The sequence below is a fragment of the Cupriavidus sp. OTU4054 genome (assembly GCF_038440175.1).
GTDB lineage: Bacteria > Pseudomonadota > Gammaproteobacteria > Burkholderiales > Burkholderiaceae > Cupriavidus > Cupriavidus pauculus_D.
The window spans coordinates 23,761-43,633 of sequence record NZ_JASATF010000038.1; the positions used below are offsets into that span (position 1 = coordinate 23,761).

General features: G+C 66.6%; 19 protein-coding genes. 3 read left to right on the forward strand and 16 right to left on the reverse strand.

Features of this window, described 5'->3' with window-relative positions:
- Nucleotides 1-40: 40 nt before the first annotated feature.
- Complete coding sequence (locus AAHB16_RS29605; protein ID WP_342052654.1) at nt 41-1,246, reverse strand: NnrS family protein; 1,206 nt, start codon at nt 1,244-1,246, stop codon at nt 41-43.
- 205 nt (nt 1,247-1,451) lie between these two features.
- Here AAHB16_RS29605 and AAHB16_RS29610 point away from each other — a divergent pair, with 205 nt between their 5' ends.
- The gene (locus tag AAHB16_RS29610) at nt 1,452-2,408 is read left to right on the forward strand and encodes a quinone oxidoreductase family protein (protein ID WP_342052655.1); all 957 of its coding nucleotides are present in this window, start codon (nt 1,452-1,454) and stop codon (nt 2,406-2,408) included.
- A 13-nt stretch (nt 2,409-2,421) separates the two neighbouring features.
- Here the strand turns inward: AAHB16_RS29610 and AAHB16_RS29615 are convergent, their stop codons facing one another.
- Both AAHB16_RS29615 and AAHB16_RS29620 read right to left on the reverse strand, forming a co-directional pair.
- On the reverse strand, nt 2,422-3,354 hold the full coding sequence (locus AAHB16_RS29615; RefSeq protein ID WP_150370685.1) for a recombination-associated protein RdgC: 933 nt from the start codon (nt 3,352-3,354) through the stop codon (nt 2,422-2,424).
- 157 nt (nt 3,355-3,511) lie between these two features.
- On the reverse strand, nt 3,512-4,111 hold the full coding sequence (locus tag AAHB16_RS29620) for a BPSL1445 family SYLF domain-containing lipoprotein (RefSeq protein ID WP_150370686.1): 600 nt from the start codon (nt 4,109-4,111) through the stop codon (nt 3,512-3,514).
- Nucleotides 4,112-4,343: 232 nt separating this feature from the next.
- Here AAHB16_RS29620 and AAHB16_RS29625 point away from each other — a divergent pair, with 232 nt between their 5' ends.
- Nucleotides 4,344-4,835 (forward strand): hypothetical protein, encoded by a 492-nt coding sequence (locus AAHB16_RS29625; RefSeq protein WP_150370687.1) that lies wholly within the window; start codon nt 4,344-4,346, stop codon nt 4,833-4,835.
- Between the two features lie 15 nt (nt 4,836-4,850).
- Here AAHB16_RS29625 and AAHB16_RS29630 read toward each other — a convergent pair whose 3' ends face one another.
- From AAHB16_RS29630 to AAHB16_RS29645, 4 genes are all read right to left on the reverse strand, one after another.
- On the reverse strand, nt 4,851-5,684 hold the full coding sequence (locus AAHB16_RS29630; RefSeq protein ID WP_150370688.1) for an aldo/keto reductase: 834 nt from the start codon (nt 5,682-5,684) through the stop codon (nt 4,851-4,853).
- Nucleotides 5,685-5,705: 21 nt separating this feature from the next.
- Nucleotides 5,706-7,097: a GntP family permease gene (locus AAHB16_RS29635; RefSeq protein WP_150370689.1), complete on the reverse strand. Its 1,392-nt coding sequence runs from the start codon at nt 7,095-7,097 to the stop codon at nt 5,706-5,708.
- A gap of 208 nt (nt 7,098-7,305) precedes the next feature.
- Complete coding sequence (locus AAHB16_RS29640; RefSeq protein ID WP_342052656.1) at nt 7,306-8,292, reverse strand: Bug family tripartite tricarboxylate transporter substrate binding protein; 987 nt, start codon at nt 8,290-8,292, stop codon at nt 7,306-7,308.
- A gap of 127 nt (nt 8,293-8,419) precedes the next feature.
- Nucleotides 8,420-8,884, reverse strand: a complete 465-nt coding sequence (locus AAHB16_RS29645; RefSeq protein ID WP_150370691.1) for a DUF2147 domain-containing protein — start codon at nt 8,882-8,884, stop codon at nt 8,420-8,422.
- Between the two features lie 1,629 nt (nt 8,885-10,513).
- Between AAHB16_RS29645 and AAHB16_RS29650 the strand changes: the two genes are divergently transcribed.
- On the forward strand, nt 10,514-11,071 hold the full coding sequence (locus AAHB16_RS29650; protein WP_150370692.1) for a histone H1-like DNA-binding protein: 558 nt from the start codon (nt 10,514-10,516) through the stop codon (nt 11,069-11,071).
- A gap of 211 nt (nt 11,072-11,282) precedes the next feature.
- Here AAHB16_RS29650 and AAHB16_RS29655 read toward each other — a convergent pair whose 3' ends face one another.
- The 9 genes from AAHB16_RS29655 to AAHB16_RS29695 form a co-directional block, all read right to left on the reverse strand.
- The gene (locus AAHB16_RS29655) at nt 11,283-11,726 is read right to left on the reverse strand and encodes an outer membrane lipoprotein (RefSeq protein WP_150373679.1); all 444 of its coding nucleotides are present in this window, start codon (nt 11,724-11,726) and stop codon (nt 11,283-11,285) included.
- Between the two features lie 67 nt (nt 11,727-11,793).
- Nucleotides 11,794-12,741, reverse strand: coding sequence for a carbohydrate kinase family protein (locus AAHB16_RS29660; RefSeq protein ID WP_150370693.1), 948 nt, complete (start codon nt 12,739-12,741; stop codon nt 11,794-11,796).
- A gap of 63 nt (nt 12,742-12,804) precedes the next feature.
- On the reverse strand, nt 12,805-13,305 hold the full coding sequence (gene tpx, locus AAHB16_RS29665; RefSeq protein ID WP_150370694.1) for a thiol peroxidase: 501 nt from the start codon (nt 13,303-13,305) through the stop codon (nt 12,805-12,807).
- 141 nt (nt 13,306-13,446) lie between these two features.
- A complete protein-coding gene (locus AAHB16_RS29670) occupies nt 13,447-15,519 on the reverse strand; it encodes a DUF3426 domain-containing protein (protein WP_342052657.1) in 2,073 nt (690 codons plus the stop codon).
- A gap of 9 nt (nt 15,520-15,528) precedes the next feature.
- Complete coding sequence (gene prmA, locus AAHB16_RS29675) at nt 15,529-16,446, reverse strand: 50S ribosomal protein L11 methyltransferase (RefSeq protein WP_150370696.1); 918 nt, start codon at nt 16,444-16,446, stop codon at nt 15,529-15,531.
- 29 nt (nt 16,447-16,475) lie between these two features.
- On the reverse strand, nt 16,476-17,843 hold the full coding sequence (gene accC, locus AAHB16_RS29680) for an acetyl-CoA carboxylase biotin carboxylase subunit (RefSeq protein ID WP_109580095.1): 1,368 nt from the start codon (nt 17,841-17,843) through the stop codon (nt 16,476-16,478).
- A 91-nt stretch (nt 17,844-17,934) separates the two neighbouring features.
- Nucleotides 17,935-18,399: an acetyl-CoA carboxylase biotin carboxyl carrier protein gene (gene accB, locus AAHB16_RS29685; RefSeq protein WP_150373680.1), complete on the reverse strand. Its 465-nt coding sequence runs from the start codon at nt 18,397-18,399 to the stop codon at nt 17,935-17,937.
- Between the two features lie 131 nt (nt 18,400-18,530).
- The gene (aroQ, locus tag AAHB16_RS29690; protein ID WP_342052658.1) at nt 18,531-19,019 is read right to left on the reverse strand and encodes a type II 3-dehydroquinate dehydratase; all 489 of its coding nucleotides are present in this window, start codon (nt 19,017-19,019) and stop codon (nt 18,531-18,533) included.
- Nucleotides 19,020-19,270: 251 nt separating this feature from the next.
- On the reverse strand, nt 19,271-19,825 hold the full coding sequence (locus AAHB16_RS29695; RefSeq protein ID WP_150370698.1) for a TlpA family protein disulfide reductase: 555 nt from the start codon (nt 19,823-19,825) through the stop codon (nt 19,271-19,273).
- Nucleotides 19,826-19,873: the final 48 nt, after the last annotated feature.

Sequence of the window (19,873 nt, forward strand, 5' to 3'; positions counted from 1 at the left end):
GTCGTTTTTCGCAGAAAGCGTGCAACGCGGATAGCGCTGCTCAGCCCTCCTTGCCGTCCACGCGCGGGCGCAGCAGCCACGGCGTGTAGCGGATCAGATACAGCACGAACGCGGCGATCCAGAGCACGCCGGCGCCGGCGATGGCGTAGGCCTTGAAGACGGGGAGGACGGCGGGCACGGCCACGCGAAGCAGGGCGGCCAGCGCGATGCACGCATAGGCCACATGTTCGAGACGTCCGGTGGCGAGCCTGCGGCCCGTATGGCCGAGCGCGGTGCGCGTGATCATCGCGAGGATCGCGCAGGCGATGGCGCCTGCGGTCAGCGCATGCAAGGCGGTGGAGCGGTCCACCCAGCCCGCCGATGCGGCGGCGATCAGCGCGAAGCCGATCGGCAGAAAGGCGTACGCGACATGGAGCATGGCGACGATCGGCGTGCGGCGTGTGCGCAGCGGGGCCCAGCCCGCGAGGCGGACCGCATGGACCGCCGCCGCTGCGGCCGCCGGCGGCATCGTCAGCCACGCGGGCGCATGCGCGCTGTGCGCGCCAATCGAAAGCAGGGTCAGCACGACGACCGAGCGTTCGACCCACGCGTACCGGTGAATGCTCGCGTCCGCGATCGCGTTGGCGGTGAACATCGGTATCACGCGGCCGCCGATAACGGTGATGAAGACGGTCACGAGTCCCGTGGCCGCTTCGGTGAGCCGCAGCGCGATATCGGCGCGGCCGGCGAGCATGGCGGCATGGAACCCCGCGTCGAGTGCGCCCAGGACGCCCAGCGCGATGGCCAGGCCGTAGTTCCGGCGATTGTCCGCGCGCCGCAGCACGATAAAGAAACTCAGCGCGCAGGCGGGCAGGAACGCCGCGTCCACCGCGATGGCGAGCCACGCGGGCCCGGTCCACATCAGCACGCGCGCGAGCGTCCATAGCCCCGCCAGCGTGCCGAGCCAGATCCCTTGCGGCGTCTGCAGACCCGTCCAGTTCCTGCCCGCGGTGAACAGGAACCCGACCACCACGGCGGCCGCGAATCCGAACACCATTTCGTGCGCGTGCCAGAGCATCGTGCCGGTCCACGGTTGCGCGGACGGCTGCCACCCGCCGAGATAGAGGAGCACCCACATGGCGATGGCGATCGTGCCGAACGCGGCGGCCAGCAGGTAGAACGGACGGAAGCCCAGCGCGAGCGCGGGGTGGCCACGGTAACGCGGATTCCGTTGGGCGGGAGACGGGATGGGAATCGAGATCGACATGGCACGCGGTGTGGTGAGTCGTATGTCGTCGATTCTAGTAAAGATATATTTGTGATGCAACATAAGTGAGAAAACAGCGGCAATGGCGCGCGTTTTCTCGTCGTAGATGTCTTAAATCGCTCCGAAAGATTTCAGAATTTGCTCACATACAAGCGGCCCATCCGCTTCTACGATCGTGCACTTCGACCTGCTTGGAGTGACCGGGATGCTTGCCGCTGTGATTCACCGTCTGGGGGATCTCCCCCGCCTCGATACCTTCGCCGAACCCGTGGCCGGTGCCGATGAAGTGCTCGTCCGCGTGGCCGCGGCGGCGATCAAGCCGCACGACCTCGCGCTCGCGCGGGGCCATCATCATTGCAGCCCGCTGGTGCTGCCCGCGATCTGCGGGACCGATGGCGTGGGCTACCTCGACACCGGCGAGCGCGTCTACTTCAGCGGCGTGCGCGCGCCCTATGGTGCGCTGGCCGCGCTGGCACCCGCGCGGTGCGTGGCGATGATCCCGGACGACGTGGACAACGTGACGGCCGCGGCGATCGTCGATCGCGCGCTGATGGCCTGGCTGCCGCTGCGCTGGCGCGCGCGGATCTCCCCCGGCGAGACCGTGCTGGTGGTGGGGGCCTCGGGGCCGCTGGGCCAGATGACGGTACGGGCCGCGCGACTGCTCGGCGCGGCGCGCGTCGTCGTCGCCGGCCGCGGGACGGCCGAACTGGAAGCGCTGGGCGCGGACGCCGTCATCGACCTGCGGCTGCCGCCGACGCATCTGCATGAGGCCTTCGCGAGCCATGCCGTGGGCGGCATCGACGTTGTGGTGGATTTCATCTGGGGACCGATCTCGGAGGTGCTGATCGCCGCGCTCTCGGTGACGTCCGATCCCGGTGAACGGGGGGTGCGCATCGTCTCGACAGGCGAACTGATGGAAGGGCCGATCGAACTCGCGGGCGCGCACCTGCGCGACGCGCCGATTCAGCTGATGGGCGATGGTCCCGGCAATCGTCCGTCCCTACGCGAACTGGAAGCGATGATCGAGGAGATCCTGGGGCATGTGGCCACCGGCGCGTTGCGCGCCGATGCCGAGGTCATGCCGCTGACCGATATCGCCGACGCCTGGGCGCGGGCGCAGGCGTCGGACAGGGAGCGGGCGGTCGTGGTACGGGTGGGATAACGACCGCTGCGCGTCAGGCGGCCTTGCGCTCCTCCGCCTTGCGCTCCTCCACCTGCCGCTCGCCACCGAGCGCATCGGTGATATCGCCGAGCAGCTGCGCGAGCTCGCCCGCCATCAGCGCGAAGTCGGCATCGAAGCGTTCGTCCTCGTCACGCGCGGTCGCGTCGTTCTGCTCCTTGATGACGTCGAGCGGCGCCACGCGCTTGATCGCGAGCGATTCGGTCATCACGAACGACACGCGGTCGTTCCACGTCATGGCCAGGCGTGTGCAGCGCTTGCCCGCGGCGATATGACGCTGCAGATCTTCGGGGTCGAGCGGATGGCGCACGTAGCGGACGGTGGCCTTGCTCTCGGCGCTCGACTGGAGCTCGATCTCCTGGTCGATCGTAAAACCCGCCGGTGCGGTGTCCGAGGCGAGCCATTCGGTCATCGCCGCCACCGGCGACTGGTTCACGTGCAGGCCGACCAGCGGCAGCGGATCGATGGCCTTGAAGAGCATGCCGCGCACTTCGTCGGCCTTGGCGGCGCCGGCCGCGTCGATCGCGAGCCAGCCGTTGACGGGGTCGATCCACACGCGCGTGTCGCGTCGGATGCTGAACGCGCGCGGCAGCAGTTCGTCGGTGACCTGCTCCTTGAGTTCGCGCAATTGCTTGCGGCCGGGCTTGAAGCCCTGCTGTTCCTCGAGCTCCGCCGCGCGGGCCTTGGTGACCTGATTGACCACCGTGGCGGGCAGCAGCTTCTTCTCGGTGCGCAACAGCAGCAGCATCTGCTGGTTGACGCAGTGCACGAGGGGGCCGTTATCGCGGGGGGCGGCCCATCCCTGCGTCTGGGGTTCCAGGCTGGTCCCGGGGAAAAATGCGTGTTTGGCGAGGCAGGCTTCCACCTCTTCCGCGCTCAGCGTCCACGGGGCGGAGAAGCGGTGCAGCTGAAGATTCTTGAACCACATGTGAATTCGGCGCCGGTCTCTGGCGAAAGGAGAAAGGGTCGAATTCTATCCGCTCGGGCGAACCATCCAGAAAAACGCGCCAAAAAAAACGGGACGCCGCGGCGTTGCCGCAGTGTCCCGTTCACCGGATCCTGAAGTGTGCGACCGCTGACTTTCGTCAGATGTCGAGCTTCGAGATCTTCGTCCCTTCGAGGCTCAGGCCAGCCATCAGGCCCGCGTTGGTCAGCGCGAAGCCGACGATCGGCTGCTGTGCCGTGTTGGTGTCGAGCTGCCCGTTGGCGCCGATGGTGGCAAGTGCCACGGTGGCATCCGCGCCGGCCGTCCAGCCGCTGCTGTTCACAAATTTCTGGTACGCGTCCTGGGTCATGAACATCAGGACGAATGCCTTCGACTGGGCGCCGATCTGCCAGCCGATGGAGCCCGAGATGGCGCGATAGTAGCCACGGTTGGCGCCGCCCGAGCGCAGCACGCCGTCGCCGTATTCGCCGCCGACCACGAAACCTGCCGACAGCAGTTTCGGGAACACCAGAATGCCGCGGGCGCGGTTGGCAAGCTCCTGGGAGCCGCGGACAGAGCTGTACAGCCGGTTTAGCGTATCCGTCGCGCCTGCGTCGATCTCACGCCGTTTGGCGGCCTTGTCGGACGTTGCGTCGGGACCAGTGGTGGTACACCCCGCGAGCGACAGCGCGCCCAGGGACAGGCCAGAGATGCCCACGAGGCCGGCGCCGCCGGCGGACAGGAAGGTTCTACGTTTCATTGTTTCCTCCAGGAGGGGTTCGTGTGTTGCAACCGCCTCTACAGCATAGGCGTACGACGCACATCCGCCAATGCGATCTTGTCTGACACGGACAGGGTTCGCCTCTGACAAGCACAGACATACTTTCTTGCAATTACTTGCAAAAATCTGGCGATGGTTTGAAACAATGCAGGCTGCTGATACGCTTTTTCATCCTTCAACGATCCCCGAGATCGCCCTCCGAGACGCCCCCATGATTCAATCGATCCGCACACGCCTTCCTTCCCGTCATCGCGCCGCCGCGCTCGCATCGCTGAGCGCCGTGGCCGTGCTGTCGCTCGCCGCCTGTTCGTCCTCGAAGGCGCCGGGCGAGAGCGCGACGGCCGCCAGCGCCGAGGCCGCGGCGGCTGCGCCAGGTCCGGCCACGGCGCCGGGCGCCGATGCGGCATGGCTGAAGCAGCGCGCCCAGTACATGGATTGCGTGCAGGATCGCGCAAAGGCCAACCTGAGCGCGAAGGGCACGTCGAAGGACGTGGCCGCGGGCGCGATCGACGCGTGCAAGTCGCAGCTGTCCACGATGCACGACGCGTTCCAGGACTACCTCTCGGCGCAGATGTCGTCGTCGCATGGCAAGGCCAGCGCGCGGCAGGCCGCCGATCGCGTGACCAACGACACGCGCGAGAAGGCGCGTAGCTACCTGACGCAGTACGTCGAGCGCCAGCGCTACGAAGCAGGCCAGCGCTAGGACGACCGCGTCGCCCTACAGCATCGCCAGCGGCTCGGGCCCGCGTGGCGGTGGGAAGATCCCGTCGAGCTCCGTCAACTGCTGCGGGGTGAACACGATATCGAGCGCGCGCATGTTCTCGCGCAGCCGCTCGCGCTGAGCGGTCTTCGGTATCGCGACGACGTCGTCGAACTGGAGCAGCCAGGCCAGCGCGGCCTGCGCCGGCGTCATCCCATACCGGTCCGCGAACGCGCGCAGCGCGGGCTGGCGCAGCAGGCGCGCCTGCTCGATCGGCGAGTACGCCATCACGGGCACGCCATGCTCGCGCAGCCACGGCAACAGGTCGTACTCGATGCCGCGCCGGCTCAGGTTGTAGAGCAGCTGGTTCACCGCGACCCGGTTGCCGCCCGGTACCTCCCACAGTTCTTCCATATCGGCGAGGTCGAGGTTGCTTACCCCGAAATGCCGGATCTTGCCGGCCGCCTGCAGCCGCAGGAACGCCTCGATGGTTTCCTCGAGCGGTACGCCACCGCGCCAGTGCAGCAGGTACAGGTCGAGACGGTCCGTGCCGAGCCGGCGCAGGCTGCGCTCGCACGCGGCCACGGCGCCATCGAGGCTGGCGTTGTGCGGATACACCTTGCTGACCAGAAACGCCTCGTCACGCCGGCCGCGGATGGCCTCGCCGACCAGCGACTCCGACGCGCCTTCGCCGTACATCTCGGCGGTATCGATCAACCGCAGGCCCAGATCGAGCCCAAGTTGCAGCGTGGCGATTTCTTCGGCGCGCGTGTGGGCGTGATCTCCGACATGCCACGTCCCCATGCCGAGTGCCGGCACCTGTTCGCCGCCTGGTAACGCGACTTGTTTCATGTCCGGCCTCCGTCGTTGTGTTCAAACCAGCCCGGTCGTGTAGTAGACCGAGATCACAAAGAATACCGCGAGCGTCTTGATGACGGTCACCGCGAAGATATCGCGGTAGGACTCGCGGTGCGTCAGGCCCGTGACCGCGAGCAGCGTGATCACGGCGCCGTTGTGGGGCAGCGTGTCCATGCCGCCGCTGGCCATCGACACCACGCGATGCAGGACCTCGAGCGGGATATGGGCGGCCTGCGCGCCCTGGATGAACGCGTCCGACATCGCCGCGAGCGCGATGCTCATGCCGCCCGATGCGGAGCCCGTGATACCAGCCAGCGTGCTCACCGACACTGCCGCGTTGACAAGCGGATTCGGGATGCTGCGCAGCGCATCGCTGACCACGAGGAAGCCCGGCAACGCCGCGATGACGCCACCGAAACCGTACTCCGAGGCCGTGTTCAGCGAGGCCAGCAATGCCCCGGAAACGGCGCTCTTGGTGCCGTCCGCGAAGCGCGTGCGGACCGCGCCGAACGCCGTGACCAGCACCACGAGAATGCCCAGCAGCAGCGCGCCCTCGACGGCCCAGATCGCCGTCACGCCCGCGATCTTGGTTTCGATCGGATGCGGCAGGCCGGGTAACGACACGCTGTTCGACTCGCCGTACCAGAGCGGAATCATGCGCGTGAGCCAGAAGTTGGCCACGCCGACCACCACGAGCGGCAGCAGCGCCAGCAGCGGCGGAGGCAGCTTGCCGCCCTCGCTGTGCTGCGGCTCGTTGAGCAGGTTCGTGCCATAGCCCTCGCCACGCGCCATTGCCGCGCGGCGGCGCCATTCGAGGTACGACAGGCCCACGACGATGATGAACAGCGAACCGGCGACGCCGAGGATCGGCGCGGCCCATGACGTGGTCTTGAAGAACGTGGTAGGAATGATGTTCTGGATCTGCGGCGTGCCGGGCAGCGAGTCCATCGTGAACGAGAACGCGCCCAGCGCGATCGCACCGGGCATCAGGCGCTTGGGAATATTGCTCTGGCGGTAGAGCTCGGCCGCGAACGGATAGACCGCGAACACCACCACGAACAGCGACACGCCACCGTACGTCAGCAGCGCGCAGACGGCCACGATCACCGCATTCGCGCGCGAGCGTCCGATATAGCGGATGGCCGCCGCGACGATCGACTCGGAGAAGCCGGAGAGCTCGACGACCTTGCCGAACACCGCGCCGAGCAGGAACACCGGAAAGTACAGTTTGACGAAGCCGACCATCTTCTCCATGAAGATGCCCGAGAACACGGGGGCCACGGCCGCCGGTTCGGTCAGCAGGACGGCGCCGAGCGCCGCGATGGGCGCAAACAGGATCACGCTATAGCCGCGGTAGGCGGCAAACATCAGGAAGGCGAGCGCCGCCAACACGATGAGGAACGACATGAGGTCTCCAGATATGGGGATTGCAGCCCGGGCACTCTGCCACAGCCCCGAGGATTGTGTCCGCCACGTGCGTCAAACATAGGTCCGATTGACAGCCATGAGCGCAGGTGCGAGGACAGCCCCGGGGCCGTAACAAATTGTGATGGCCGCTGGTAATGCAAGCGGCCCGCTCGAAGCGGGCCGCGGCGACATCTATATATAGACGATTCTAGTCGGCTTGCATGTTCGCGTTCTTCGCGATGCGGCCCAGACGCTCGCGCTCGGACTTGATGAACGCGATGAAACTCTCCTGCGAGCCACCGGCCGGTTCGATGCCGTTCGGCAGCAGGCGATCGCGCGTTTCCTGCGTCTGCATCGCGGCCGTCATTTCGCTGTTGAGTTTTTTCAGAATGGCCGGGTCGGTGCCCTTGGGCGCGAAGACGCCGGCCCAGTGGCCGATATGGACATCGGCAAGGCCCTGCTCGGCGGTGGTCGGGATGTTCGGCGCCGCGCTCATACGCTTGTCCCACGTCGCGCCGAGCGCCTTGAGCTTGCCTGCCTTGATCTGCGGCAGGACCACGACACTGGCTTCCGACGTCGCGGCGACCTGGCCGCCGATGACTGCGGCGATGCTCTCCGATCCGCTCTTGTAAGGCACCACGACGAGGTCCGCGCCTTTCTCCTTGAGCATCTCTTCAACGAAGTGCGGCGTGCTGCCGCTGCCGGCCGTGGCGAAGTTCGCCCCTTTCTGCTTCTTCGAATACTCGATGAGTTCCTTGAGGTTGTTCACCGGCAGCGAGGGCGTGGCCACGATCACCGACGGGCTCACCGCGATCAGCGACACCGGGATGAGGTCGTCCGGCGCGTACGGCATCTTGGTGCGGATGAGGCTGTTGGTCACGGTGCCCACCGCGCCGACGAGGAACGTGTAGCCGTCCGGCTTGGCCTTCGCGACATAGTCGGCGCCGACGACGCCACCGGCACCGGGGCGGTTCTCGATGATGACGGGCTGGCCGAGGCGCTTGCCGACCGCTTCCGCCGCGGCGCGCGCGACGAGGTCGTTGGCGCCGCCGGCCGTGAACGGTACGACGAACTTGATGACATGGCCGGGCCACGTCTCGGCGGCGGATGCCGCCGGGGAGAGCGTGGCGGAGGCGAGCGTGGTGAAAAGCGAGGCGGCGGCCAGCAGCGTGGCGCGCGAGGAGCATGGGCGCATCGGGTGTCTCCGGTAGTTGTGGAATGGTCGGAGATCCGATCTTACCGAAGCAGCCTGTCAATTGCCTGTGATGGGGCGGCGCGCGCGATGCGGGTTTGCCCGCATGCGGTGACGCGCGCCCGGCGCGTTACTGATCGCGTTCCCAGGTCTGGGTGCGGCCGATCAGGCTGATGCCGATGAAACCGCGCACGTTGAGCTTCTTGCCGTCGTCGGCGAGCGACATCTTGCACTTGTAGAGCTTGCCGGTCTCGGGGTCGAGGATCTCGCCGCCGGTCCACTCGTTGTCGCCCGTCTTCCGCAGGCCCGTCAGCAGCGTCATGCCCATGATGGGCTGGTCCTTGCGCGAGTCGGTGCACTTGTCGCAGACCTTCACCTTGGTGTCGGTGCTCTCCACGAGGCTGCGCACGAGCTTGCCGCTGTACACGCCTTCCTTCTCGGTGATCTCGATCAGGCCGCGCGGCTTGCCGGTGGCATCGTCGATGGTCTTCCACATGCCGGCCGGTGTCGCCTGCGCGAACGCGGCGGCGCTGCCGGCCAGCGCGAGCGTGAACAGGCTCGCGCGCAGAAGGGCTCGGGGTGTCAGGGTGCGCATTGCTATCTCCTTGGGTTATCTGGCGACGCCAATCTAACGGCGCGCGCGGATCCCTGCAATCACCAACGAACGTTTGCGTACGCACCAGCACGTGAGCGCGCGCGTCCCGCGGAGGCAGCGTGCACGCGGGATGTGCCGTTTTTTGTCATGCAACAAACCGCGAGCCGAAGTATTCCTCTAAGCGTCGCGTCGCGTTGCACCGAGAAAAGACAGACGACGCATCGGCGAGGTTTCTCTGTCGGTGCCTGGACGACAGACATCGACGGTAGCGATCGACGCGGCAGCGATCGAAGTCTGACCTCGCAAATGCCCGCATCGCATGCCGCGCGTCGACCGCCGATGTCCATCGACGCGGTCCAGCCCATGCGCCGACGGTGTCCGATCGCACGAAGTTGGCATGAGGTTGTGACAAACCGTTGCGTTGACGCATCACTCATCGGCGACGCGCGAGCGCGCGACCGCGCATGCGTCGTCGTGATCGTCGGACGCATGCGCGCGCGCTGCGTGCGCATCGATGCCAGAGCGTTCGCGCGATGCCCGCCGAGGCGCGCGACCGTCGCCGAAGCACGCTCGCCGCGCGTCGCTCGCGACGTGTGCGCGACGTGGGCCAACGGCGTTTGTGTTTCCCGCAAACGCACTGTTCATGCGGGTCTCGGGGAGACGCATCGCAATGTAGCGAGTGCATGTCGAGGGTGTCTCGCGCGATGCGCGTGGTATCGCGCGCGGTCGTCGCGCGGTGCGCCGGCGAGATAAGCGGCAGTGAAAATCGCGCGCCATCGAGAACCGAAATCGAGAGACGAAAGGAACTTCGACGCAGTGATGGAAGTCGAGAGCAACAGGTGGTTCGATGATGCCGACGCGTCGACGCGATGCGAGATCTAGTTGGAGTCGTTCGCACGCGCAAGTTTTTTTGCACTTTTTTCTTAACATCATCGAACAAACGAATTATGATTCGCCTTGACAAGCGTCTCACTTCATTGCAGCGAGCATCGAGACACGAAGCAAGAAGCAAGAAGTCGCGATGAACGAATGCAAGCGGATGATGCAAGCGGACGAATGCAAGCATACGAACACAAGCAGACGAACGCAGGCAGCAGATCGTGAGACGCAGGCAGTAGCAATACGCAGACAGTAGGGCGGGTAGTCGAACGGGTAGCCAAGGAGCACCAGAACTTTGACGCAGAACGAGCCGAGCTGGCTTTCAAAAACGCGTGCAGTGTCCTGTAGCCCAGTAACGGGGTGGGCGAACTACCCCCTGACGATTGCCATCCGCCGTGCGCGAGGCCTTGCCCGCACCGCGGAGCCGCTGACAGATATCTCCTCTTTCCGGACCGTGCGCCCAAGAGATGCGCGACGCGGACCGATCGAATTTTCCAGGGCACGGCCTGCCCGGGAAACCCGCGCGAAGACTGCCAATGCGGTCTTCGGCGATGTTCCCTGCAGCCGTTTTCGCACCGCGAATCGCGGTGTCCCTGCCACCGAATTCATTAGCGTGCGGCCAACGTTTTCCACGTGTTGCCGTGCGCCGATGAATCGCTCGCTCGACTGGGGTCAGTCTGTACCGTACCTCGGGTCGGTCGGGTCGCCAACTTAGGTCATTCGATATTCACGTTAGTGAAGGAGTTATCCATGGCAACTGCTGCAAAGAAAAAACCGGCGGCTAAGAAGGCCGCCAAGCCGGCCGCCAAGAAGGCCGCCGTGAAGAAGGTCGCCGCCAAGAAGGCCGCTCCGGCCAAGAAGGCTGCCGCCAAGAAAGTCGCAACCAAGAAGGTAGCGGCCAAGAAGGTTGCAACCAAGAAGGTAGCTGCGAAGAAGGTTGCAGCGAAGAAGGTCGCGACCAAGAAGGTAGCGGCGAAGAAGGTCGCAACCAAGAAGGTTGCCGCCAAGAAGGCGCCCGCCAAGAAGGCCGCGGTCAAGAAGGTTGCCGCCAAGAAGGTAGCGACCAAGAAGGTTGCCGCCAAGAAGGCTGCACCGGCCAAGAAGGCTGCTGCCAAGAAGACCGCCGCCAAGAAGCCGGCTGCGAAGAAGGCTGCTGCCAAGAAGCCTGCCGCGAAGAAGGCTGCCGCCAAGAAGGCTGCCCCTGCCGCGAAGCCTGCCGCTGCCCCTGCTGTTGCGCCCGCTGTCGTCGCCAAGACCGCGCTGAACCCGGCTGCGGCCTGGCCGTTCCCGACGGGCAACCGTCCGTAATCGTTTCGCCTTGCGCGAACGATCACGACAGCGAAGTACCTGCGCACGCCTCGTGCGTCGCAATGACCGGATACCTCGTATCCGGTCAGCATGACGGAAGTCCTGCAGACCCGCCGAAGCGCTTGCCCGGCGGGTTTTTTCTTTTGGGCTTGCGCCAAAGAAAAAACGCCGTGGCCTTTCGGCACACGGCGTCCTGTCGGGCAGCGGAAACTCAGTGCGTCACGCGCGTCGTGCCACCCGAGGACAGCAGGCGCACGCGCTCGCCGGGACGGAATACCTCGTCCGCCTCCTGCGTGATCGCGCGCATCTCGCCGTTGTCGAGCCGCACGGTGATCTCCAGCCCGCGACGCTGCTGGAGCTTGCCCTCGGCCGCGCTGCCGGCAATGCCACCGAGCACCGCGCCGAGCAGGCCCGCCGCCACCGCACCACCGCCACCGCCGATCGTGCTCCCTGCCGCAACGCCGCCGATGGCGCCGCCCGCGATCGTTCCAGCCCCGGTCTGCGGACCCTGGATCAGCACCTCGCGCACGCCTTCGACCACGCCGTAGCGGACCGTCTGCTCGCGCCCTGCCTGACCGGTCGCATAGACGCTGTTGGAGTTCGACCAGCTCGCGCAGCCGGACACCAGCGTGACCGCCGCCAGTGCGGCGACCATCGCGAGACGTCCACCGCGCGTCGTGTGATGAGTGAAGTGGTTCATGGTATTTCCCGTAAAGCGATACTCAGCTGTAGCGGTAACCGAATGCCGACTGGAAGCGGTTGCCGATCTCTTCGCGCGACAGCCAATGGTTCTGCGGACCCTGTTGCGCGATCTTGAGCGCGCCCATCAGCGAGGCGAGGCGGCCCGTGGTTTCCCAGTCCAGACCGTTCTCGATGCCGTAGAGCAGGCCACCGCGGAAGGCGTCGCCGCAGCCCGTGGGATCGACGACGCGCTCGGCCGGAACGGCCGGGATCGCGATCTGCTTGCCGTCGGCAAACACGCTTGCGCCGCGTTCGCCGTGCGTCACGATAAACGCGCGCACCTTGGCGGCGACTTCCGCGCTGGTCCATGCCGTGCGCGACAGCAGCACCTGCGCCTCGTAGTCATTGACCGTCACGTAGCTGGCGAGTTCAATGAACTGCCGCAGGTCCTCGCCGTTGAACAGCGGCATGGCCTGGCCCAGATCGAAGATAAACGGGATATCGGCTTCGGCGAACTGGCGCGCGTGGTGCAACATGCCCTCGCGGCTGTCCGGCGCGACGATGCCGATGGCCGGGCGCTTGCCGCCCGCGAGCGCATCGCTCACGCTCGTCTGCCGGGACTCGCTCATCGCGCCCGGATGGAACGCGGTGATCTGGTTGTTGTCGAGATCGGTCGTGATCATCGCCTGCGCGGTGAACAGCTCCGGCAGCGTGAGGATGAAATCGGTACCGATGCCGAGGTCGCGCAGATACTGGAGATACGGACCGGCATCCTGACCGACGGTACCCATCACGATCGGATCGCCGCCGAGCATCTTCAGCGTGTAGGCGATATTGCCCGCGCAACCGCCGAACTCGCGCCGCATGCCGGGCACGAGGAACGAGACGTTCAGCATGTGAATCTGATCGGGCAGGATGTGTTCGCGGAAGCGTCCGTCGAACGTCATGATGGTGTCGTAGGCGACGGAGCCGCAAATCAGGCTGGCCATTCTTTCTCCAGATTTGCCCGGCGAGGCCGGGCGGTCAACATTGCAAAAAAGGCGCGAGGCCGATTACTTGAGGGCGGCGAGCGCGGCGTCGTAGTTCGGCTCTTCCTTGATCTCGGGCACGAGCTGGCTGTACGTGACGGTGTTGTTCTCGTCGAGCACCACCACCGCGCGCGCGGTCACGCCGGCGAGCGGGCCCGTCTTGATGTCCACGCCGTACTGCGACTTGAACTCGCCGCCGCGCATCAGCGACAGCGGCACCACGTTGGCCAGGCCTTCGGTCGTGCAGAAGCGGCCCATCGCGAACGGCAGGTCCGCCGAGATGGTCAGCACCACGGTGTTGTCGAGGCCGCTCGCGGCCGTGTTGAACTTGCGTGCCGACGCCTGGCACACGGGCGTGTCGAGGCTAGGGACGATGTTCAGCACCTTGCGCTTGCCCGCGAAGTCCGCGAGCGAGACGTCCTTGAGATCCTTGCCGACGAGTTTGAAGTCGGCCGCCTTGTCGCCGGCCTGCGGGAACTTGCCTGCGACTTCGATCGGGTTGCCGCCGAGGGTGACGTTGCTCATGGTTTGCTCCTGGTCTGATGTTGAATTCGAATTGGGATACGGAAACGGATGCGGAGACGGATACGCGCCCGCAGCGGACGTTGCCGCATGCCTACGCGCGGGCGCGCATTGGGGCCCGCCGGATGCTCGTGGATAACAATCTCAGGGGTAGAAAATCAGCACGCGGTAGTTGGCCGCCGCCTGCTGTGTCCGGAATCGTACCCGAACCGGCAGCTCGGTGCCCGCGCGGAGGCCGCTGGTGGCAAACGCGCGCTGCGCCGGTTCCAGATACTCGGCCGGCAGCAGCACGCGGCGCAGCAGCAGCTGATCCTGCAGATCCGTCATCACGAGTTCGATCGCGGGCAGCGCGGTGGTCGCGCGGCCCTGGTTGCGCATCGTGACGGCGAGCTGATAGACGTCGGTGGCTTCGTCCTGCTTCTGCAGCTGCGAGCTATCGATGCGCAATGCGTCGAGATCGCGCCACGGCGGCACCACGCAATGCAGCGGCGCGCAGGCGGCCTCGAGGACCGGGCGCAGCGCCGGGAACGTGCCGGCGAGCTGGCTGCGGGCGAGGTAGGTGGCTTCGAGCAATGCGCCCACCGCGAGCACGACGACGGCCACGCGTGCGAATACGCGCTTGTTCGCGGGCAGCGTGACCTTGTGTTCGCGCTGCCGCTGCGCGCCGCGCGTGTGGCGCAGGAAGTCGGGGGCGAAACCCGGTGTGCGCGGGGCGTTCGCGTCGCGACTGTCATCGCTGTCGCGTCCGTCGTGGCCGTCATGGGCCTGTAGCGCTTCGGTATCGGCTGTGCCCGACTGCGCGTCGTCGTTGCGTGCGTCCGGGCCCTTGTCGTGCGCGTCGTGGCGGCGGCCCATCCAGTGCTGCGCGGTGGAGGGGCGGGCGGCGAATCCGGTGAAATCGGGGGCATCCGTCGCGGTCACCGGGGGCAGGCCCTCGGGCGCCGACGCGTGATCGCCGCGCGCTTCGGCCGTTTCCGTGCGCAGGAATCCGCTCGCGCTCGGGATGACGGGGGCCGCGAAGGGATCGCTCGTGCTTGGAGTGACCGGTGTCCCGAAGGGATCGCTCGCGCTCGGGATGACTGGTGCGGCAGAGGGATCGCTCGCGCTCCGAGCGACGGGTGCCGCGAACGGATTGCTCGCGCTCGGGGCGACGGGTGCCGCAAACGGATCGCTCGTGCTCGGGGTGACCGGTGCGGCAAAGCGATCGCTCGCCGCCGCGGGGCTGGCACTGTATGCCCCTGCGGCCGGAATGCCCGCGGCGGGGGCCGGCGTCCGCACGGGCGGCGGCACGTCGCCGAACGCGCCATGGTCGAGGGCCGGCCAGGGGGCGGAGGGCGGTAAGACGGGCTCGGCCACCGCGGGCGGGAGGGTCGGCTCCGGCTCTGCCTCGGGCGCGGACTCGGTGCGAGACACTGCCTGCGGCGCGGCGTCGGCTTCCGACCCGCTATCCGGCTCGGCCCTTGACCCGGCATGCGGCTCGGCCCGTGACTCGGCGTTCGGACCGGCGTGCGACTCGGCGTTTGGTTCGGCGTGCGGTTCGGCGTTCGGACCGGCGTTCGGACCGGCGTGCGACTCGGCGTTCGGACTGGCGTGCGACTCGGCGTTTGGACCGGCGTGCGACTCGGCGTTCGGACCGGCGTTCGGACCGGCGTTCGGACCGGCGTGCGACTCGGCGCTCGGTTCGGCGTGCGGTTCGGCGTTCGGTTCGGCGTTCGGACTGGCGTGCGGCTCGGCTTGCGGACCAGCGTCCGGCTCGGCTTGCGACTTGGCTTGCGAGTCCGTCTGGGCCGCGGATTCCGTGTTCGCCTTCGCGTCCGCCCCCGGCTTCGTATCCGGCTCGTCGTAGCCGGCCATCGCCTCCGACTCGGCCATCATCATCGTCGGCGAATCGAGCGCGGGGACCTCATAGCCCGGGTCGTACCCCGGGTCGAACGGTCGCTGCATCTCCTGCGCGCGCGCATCGGCCTGCCGCCGCTCGGCATGCGCAAGCGCCGCTTCCACCGTCAGCGCGCCGGCGGCCGGCGCCGAGGGGGCCGTCACCGGCGGCGTGGCACGCGCGGGTGCCACGGGCACCTCGATCAGGTGCTCGCGCGCATCGAAGACGGTTTCACACTGGCCGCAGCGAACCAGGCCCTGGCGCAGACGCAACTGGTCCGCCACGAGCCGGAACGCGGTACGGCAAGCCGGGCAGCGCGTGACGAGCTTGGCGGCGGCCATGGGCGGGCCTCAGGGTTGCGTGGAGACGTGGGTGACGGGGCGGGTGCCGTGCAGGCAGACCCAGCCTTCCTCGCTGCGCCAGACCGACATCGGCAGCCATGGCGCATAGGCGGCGGCCACTTCGTCGGCCTGCCGCTCGAGCACGCCCGAAAGCACGAGGCGGCCGCCCGGGCGCACACGCGCACTGAGCATCGCCGCCATCAGCTTGAGCGGATTGGAAAGAATATTGGCGACCACGAGGTCGTGGGTCGCGTCGGAGACGGATTCGGGAAGCGCGAACTGCGCTTCCACACGGTTGCGTTCGGCGTTGTAGCGCGACGCTTCCACCGCGTTGGGATCGATGTCGATGCCAAGCGTGTCGCCCGCGCCGAGCTTCTTCGCGACGATCGCAAGGATGCCGGAGCCGCAGCCGTAGTCGAGCACGGTCTCGCCGCGATGCAGATGCTGCTCGAGCCACTGCATGCAGAGACGCGTGGTCGGATGGCTGCCGGTGCCGAACGCCAGGCCCGGATCGAGTTCCAGCACCACGGCATCGGGCTCGGGCGCGTCATGCCAGGACGGCACGACCCATAATTTCTCGCCCACGCGAATGGGCTCGAACTGGGATTGCGTGAGGCGCACCCAGTCCTGATCCTCCACCGCGCGCAATGCATGCGCGGGCACGGGGCTCACGCCGAGCGCATTGGCCGCGGCGGCCAGCGCAAGCGCGGGATCGACGTCGTCGCCAAACAGCGCGACCACCCGCGAGCGGTCCCACGCGAGGCGCGTGGGTTCCAGCCCCGGTTCGCCGAACAGCGGCTTTTCATCGGGCGTGTCGGCATCGGCGTCTTCCACCGACACCGACAGCGCACCCAGATCGAACAGGGCGTCGGACCAGGCTTCGGCCTGATCCTGGGCAACCTCGATCACACATTCCTGAAAAGCCACGGCTCTCCCTTGCAGCGATGCCTACGGCCTCAGGCCTTCTCGCCCTTGGCCACGGCCTTCTGGGCCAGGCGGTGTTCCAGATAATGGATGCTGGTGCCGCCTTCGACGAAGTTGGCGTCCAGCATCAGGTCACGGTGCAGCGGCACGTTGGTCAGAATGCCGTCCACGACCATCTCCGACAGCGCGATGCGCATGCGGGCGATGGCCTGCTCCCGCGTGGCGCCGTACGTGATGATCTTGCCGATCATCGAATCGTAGTTGGGCGGCACGAAGTAGCCATCATACGCGTGCGAGTCGACGCGCACACCAGGACCGCCCGGCATATGCCATGCGGTGATGCGTCCAGGCGACGGCGTGAACTTGAACGGGTCTTCGGCGTTGATACGGCATTCGATCGCGTGGCCGCGCAGCTGCACGTCCTTCTGGCGGAAACGGAGCTTCTCGCCGAACGCGATGCGAATCTGTTCCTGCACGATATCGATGCCGGTGATCAGTTCCGTGACCGGATGCTCCACCTGCACGCGCGTGTTCATTTCGATGAAATAGAACTCGTTGTTCTCGTACAGGAACTCGAACGTGCCGGCGCCACGATAGCCGATTTTCTTGCATGCCTCGGCGCAGCGGTCGCCGATGCGCTCGATCAGGCGGCGCGGGATGTGCGGTGCCGGTGCTTCCTCGATGACCTTCTGGTGGCGGCGCTGCATCGAGCAGTCGCGTTCGCCCAGCCAGATGGCCTGCCGGTGCTCGTCGGCCAGGATCTGGATCTCGACGTGGCGCGGGTTCTCGAGGAACTTCTCCATGTACACCTCGGGGTTGCCGAACGCGCGTCCGGCTTCCTCGCGGGTCATGTTGACCGCATTGATCAGCGCGGCCTCGGTGTGCACCACGCGCATGCCGCGGCCACCGCCGCCGCCCGCCGCCTTGATGATCACGGGGTAGCCCACGCGACGGGCGGTCGCGAGGATTTCCTTCGGATCGTCGGGCAGGGCGCCGTCGGAACCCGGCACGCAGGGCACGCCGGACTTGATCATGGCCTGCTTGGCCGAGACCTTGTCGCCCATCAGGCGAATGCTCTCGGAGGTCGGGCCGATGAACACGAAGCCCGACTTCTCGACGCGTTCGGCAAAGTCCGCGTTCTCGGACAGGAAGCCGTAACCCGGGTGGATGGCCTGGGCGTCCGTGACTTCCGCCGCCGAGATGATGGCGGGCATGTTCAGGTACGACAGCGGCGAGGGTGCCGGGCCGATACAGACGGCTTCGTCGGCAAGCTTGACGTACTTGGCTTCCTTGTCGGCTTCCGAGTACACCACCACGGTCTTGATGCCCAGCTCGCGGCAGGCGCGCTGGATGCGAAGCGCGATTTCGCCGCGGTTCGCGATCAGAATTTTTTCAAACATGGTCTCTCTCTGCGAGAACAGAAGCGAGCCCGCGCGTGGCCGGAGGCGGCGCGGGAGGGGCTCGCGGCCGGCGGCGCCGGCCCGGTGCGCATCAGCCGATGACGAACAGCGGCTGGCCGTATTCCACGGCCTGGCCGTTCTCGACCAGGATTTCCTTGATGACGCCAGCCTTGTCGCACTCGATTTCGTTGAGCAGCTTCATGGCTTCGATGATGCAGACGGTCTGGCCTTCCTTGACCGCGTCGCCGACGTTGACGAATGCCGAGGCACCCGGGGACGGCGCGCGGTAGAACGTGCCGACCATCGGCGACGTCACCACGTGGCCAGCCGGCACTTGCGGCGCGGCGGGCGCGGCTTCGGCGGCCGGGGCGGCAGCCGCGGCGGGAGCGCCCGGCGCGGCCGGCAGCGCCTGCATCTGCGGCATGGCGATCGGTGCCACGACCTGCGGCGGTGCCTTCACGATGCGCACCTTGCCGTCGCCTTCGGTCACTTCCAGCTCCGAGATGCCGGATTCGGCCACCAGGTCGATCAGCGTCTTAAGCTTGCGCAAGTCCATCTTCTTGTCCTCCAGAATCGGGTTGTCCGGTCGCCATTGCGCGGGTTGCGCGCAGGGCGGCGGGGAATCGTCCATGACAAAGGCGCCTGGCGGTCGCCATGGCGCCTTGTCGTCAAATGCGTCGTTGCGGGCTAGCCTTTCGGCGCGGCCGCTTCCTGTGCGAGCACGTAATCGAGCGCCAGCAGGTACCCCTGCCAGCCCAGTCCGCAGATCACCCCCACCGCCTGATCGGAGAAATAGGAGTGATGACGGAACGGCTCGCGGCGATGCACGTTCGAGAGGTGGACCTCGACGAACGGAATCGCCACCCCGGCCAGCGCGTCGCGCAGTGCCACGCTGGTATGCGTGTACGCGGCCGGGTTGATGATGATGAAGTCGACGCCTTCGGTGCGCGCCGCCTGGATGCGGTCCACGAGCGCGCCTTCGTGATTGGACTGGAACGTCTGCAGGTCCAGTCCCGTTTCGCTCGCGCGCCTGGCCAGCGCTTCATCGATATCGGCGAGCGTCGTGTGTCCGTACGTCTCCGGCTCGCGCGTCCCCAGCAAATTGAGGTTCGGCCCGTGCAGGACCAGCACCTTGCGGTAGCGGGAAGCGGGGCCAGCGGAGCGGTTTGCGGACACGTTCGGCGTCACAGTACCTCGACCAGATCAACGAAATTGCGCGGAGATTACCGTAGCTTAGAGGGATTTGTCTAGCGTGGGATACAGCGGACCCCTGGGGCAGAGGCGCCTTTCGGCGCACTTTCGTCGTTTTTGCGCCCCCGGCGGCGCTTCTTTGCCTCGATCCATACGCATTCGGCGCGGATCGGGGGCGGTTGTGCGAAATTAGCAGCGAGATCGCGTTTTGGGCTCGCTTCGGTCTATCCGCACGGTCAGGTCTTCGGCAGCACGGCGCGCAGTTCTTCCATGTGGACACGCCCCAGTTTGGAGAATTTGACGGCTCCGTCCGGTGCGATCACGAGCGTATAAGGCAGGCCACCCTGCGCGTTGCCGAGGCTGCGCGCCAGTTCGGTGCCGGAGAATCCGGCGACGGCAAGCGGATACGCGACGGGTACCTTCTGCAGGAATTGTTCGATGTTCTTGGCAGAATCGATGCCGATGCCGACAAACTCGACGTTGCGCGCCGCATATTCCTTATGCAGCGCCGTCAGCTCGGGCATTTCCTCGACGCAAGGGCCACACCATGGCGCCCAGAAATTGACGACCAGCGTCTTGCCGCGCAGCTTGCCGAGATCGACCTCGCCGCCGGTCGGCGCGGGCAACTTTGCCTGGTAGAGCGCCTCCACGGCGCCGTCGGCGGCGGGCTTCGGCGAAAACACCGAATGGCTGGCCAGCGCGCCGGCGGCGGCGGCGATCACGGCCAGCACGATCCAGAGCCAGAGGCGGCTGCGGCGGGAGGCGGTCGAGGCGGAAGGAGAAGTCGTCATATTGGCAGCCGATGGACGGCACTCACTATATATAGAAGAGATGGAGCC

Bases quoted from the DNA above. Each gene is read 5' to 3' on its own strand.
- AAHB16_RS29660 (WP_150370693.1), bottom strand. From the start codon at position 12,741: ATGGCCAGCCTGATTTGCGGCTCCGTCGCCTACGACACCATCATGACG.
- AAHB16_RS29610 (WP_342052655.1), top strand. From the start codon at position 1,452: ATGCTTGCCGCTGTGATTCACCGTCTGGGGGATCTCCCCCGCCTCGAT.
- AAHB16_RS29605 (WP_342052654.1), bottom strand. From the start codon at position 1,246: ATGTCGATCTCGATTCCCATCCCGTCTCCCGCCCAACGGAATCCGCGT.
- AAHB16_RS29650 (WP_150370692.1), top strand. From the start codon at position 10,514: ATGGCAACTGCTGCAAAGAAAAAACCGGCGGCTAAGAAGGCCGCCAAG.
- AAHB16_RS29615 (WP_150370685.1), bottom strand. From the start codon at position 3,354: ATGTGGTTCAAGAATCTTCAGCTGCACCGCTTCTCCGCCCCGTGGACG.
- AAHB16_RS29695 (WP_150370698.1), bottom strand. From the start codon at position 19,825: ATGACGACTTCTCCTTCCGCCTCGACCGCCTCCCGCCGCAGCCGCCTC.
- AAHB16_RS29670 (WP_342052657.1), bottom strand. From the start codon at position 15,519: ATGGCCGCCGCCAAGCTCGTCACGCGCTGCCCGGCTTGCCGTACCGCG.
- accC (WP_109580095.1), bottom strand. From the start codon at position 17,843: ATGTTTGAAAAAATTCTGATCGCGAACCGCGGCGAAATCGCGCTTCGC.
- AAHB16_RS29630 (WP_150370688.1), bottom strand. From the start codon at position 5,684: ATGAAACAAGTCGCGTTACCAGGCGGCGAACAGGTGCCGGCACTCGGC.
- accB (WP_150373680.1), bottom strand. From the start codon at position 18,399: ATGGACTTGCGCAAGCTTAAGACGCTGATCGACCTGGTGGCCGAATCC.
- AAHB16_RS29645 (WP_150370691.1), bottom strand. From the start codon at position 8,884: ATGCGCACCCTGACACCCCGAGCCCTTCTGCGCGCGAGCCTGTTCACG.
- AAHB16_RS29640 (WP_342052656.1), bottom strand. From the start codon at position 8,292: ATGCGCCCATGCTCCTCGCGCGCCACGCTGCTGGCCGCCGCCTCGCTT.
- AAHB16_RS29635 (WP_150370689.1), bottom strand. From the start codon at position 7,097: ATGTCGTTCCTCATCGTGTTGGCGGCGCTCGCCTTCCTGATGTTTGCC.
- AAHB16_RS29620 (WP_150370686.1), bottom strand. From the start codon at position 4,111: ATGAAACGTAGAACCTTCCTGTCCGCCGGCGGCGCCGGCCTCGTGGGC.
- tpx (WP_150370694.1), bottom strand. From the start codon at position 13,305: ATGAGCAACGTCACCCTCGGCGGCAACCCGATCGAAGTCGCAGGCAAG.
- AAHB16_RS29625 (WP_150370687.1), top strand. From the start codon at position 4,344: ATGATTCAATCGATCCGCACACGCCTTCCTTCCCGTCATCGCGCCGCC.
- AAHB16_RS29655 (WP_150373679.1), bottom strand. From the start codon at position 11,726: ATGGTCGCCGCACTGGCGGCGGTCACGCTGGTGTCCGGCTGCGCGAGC.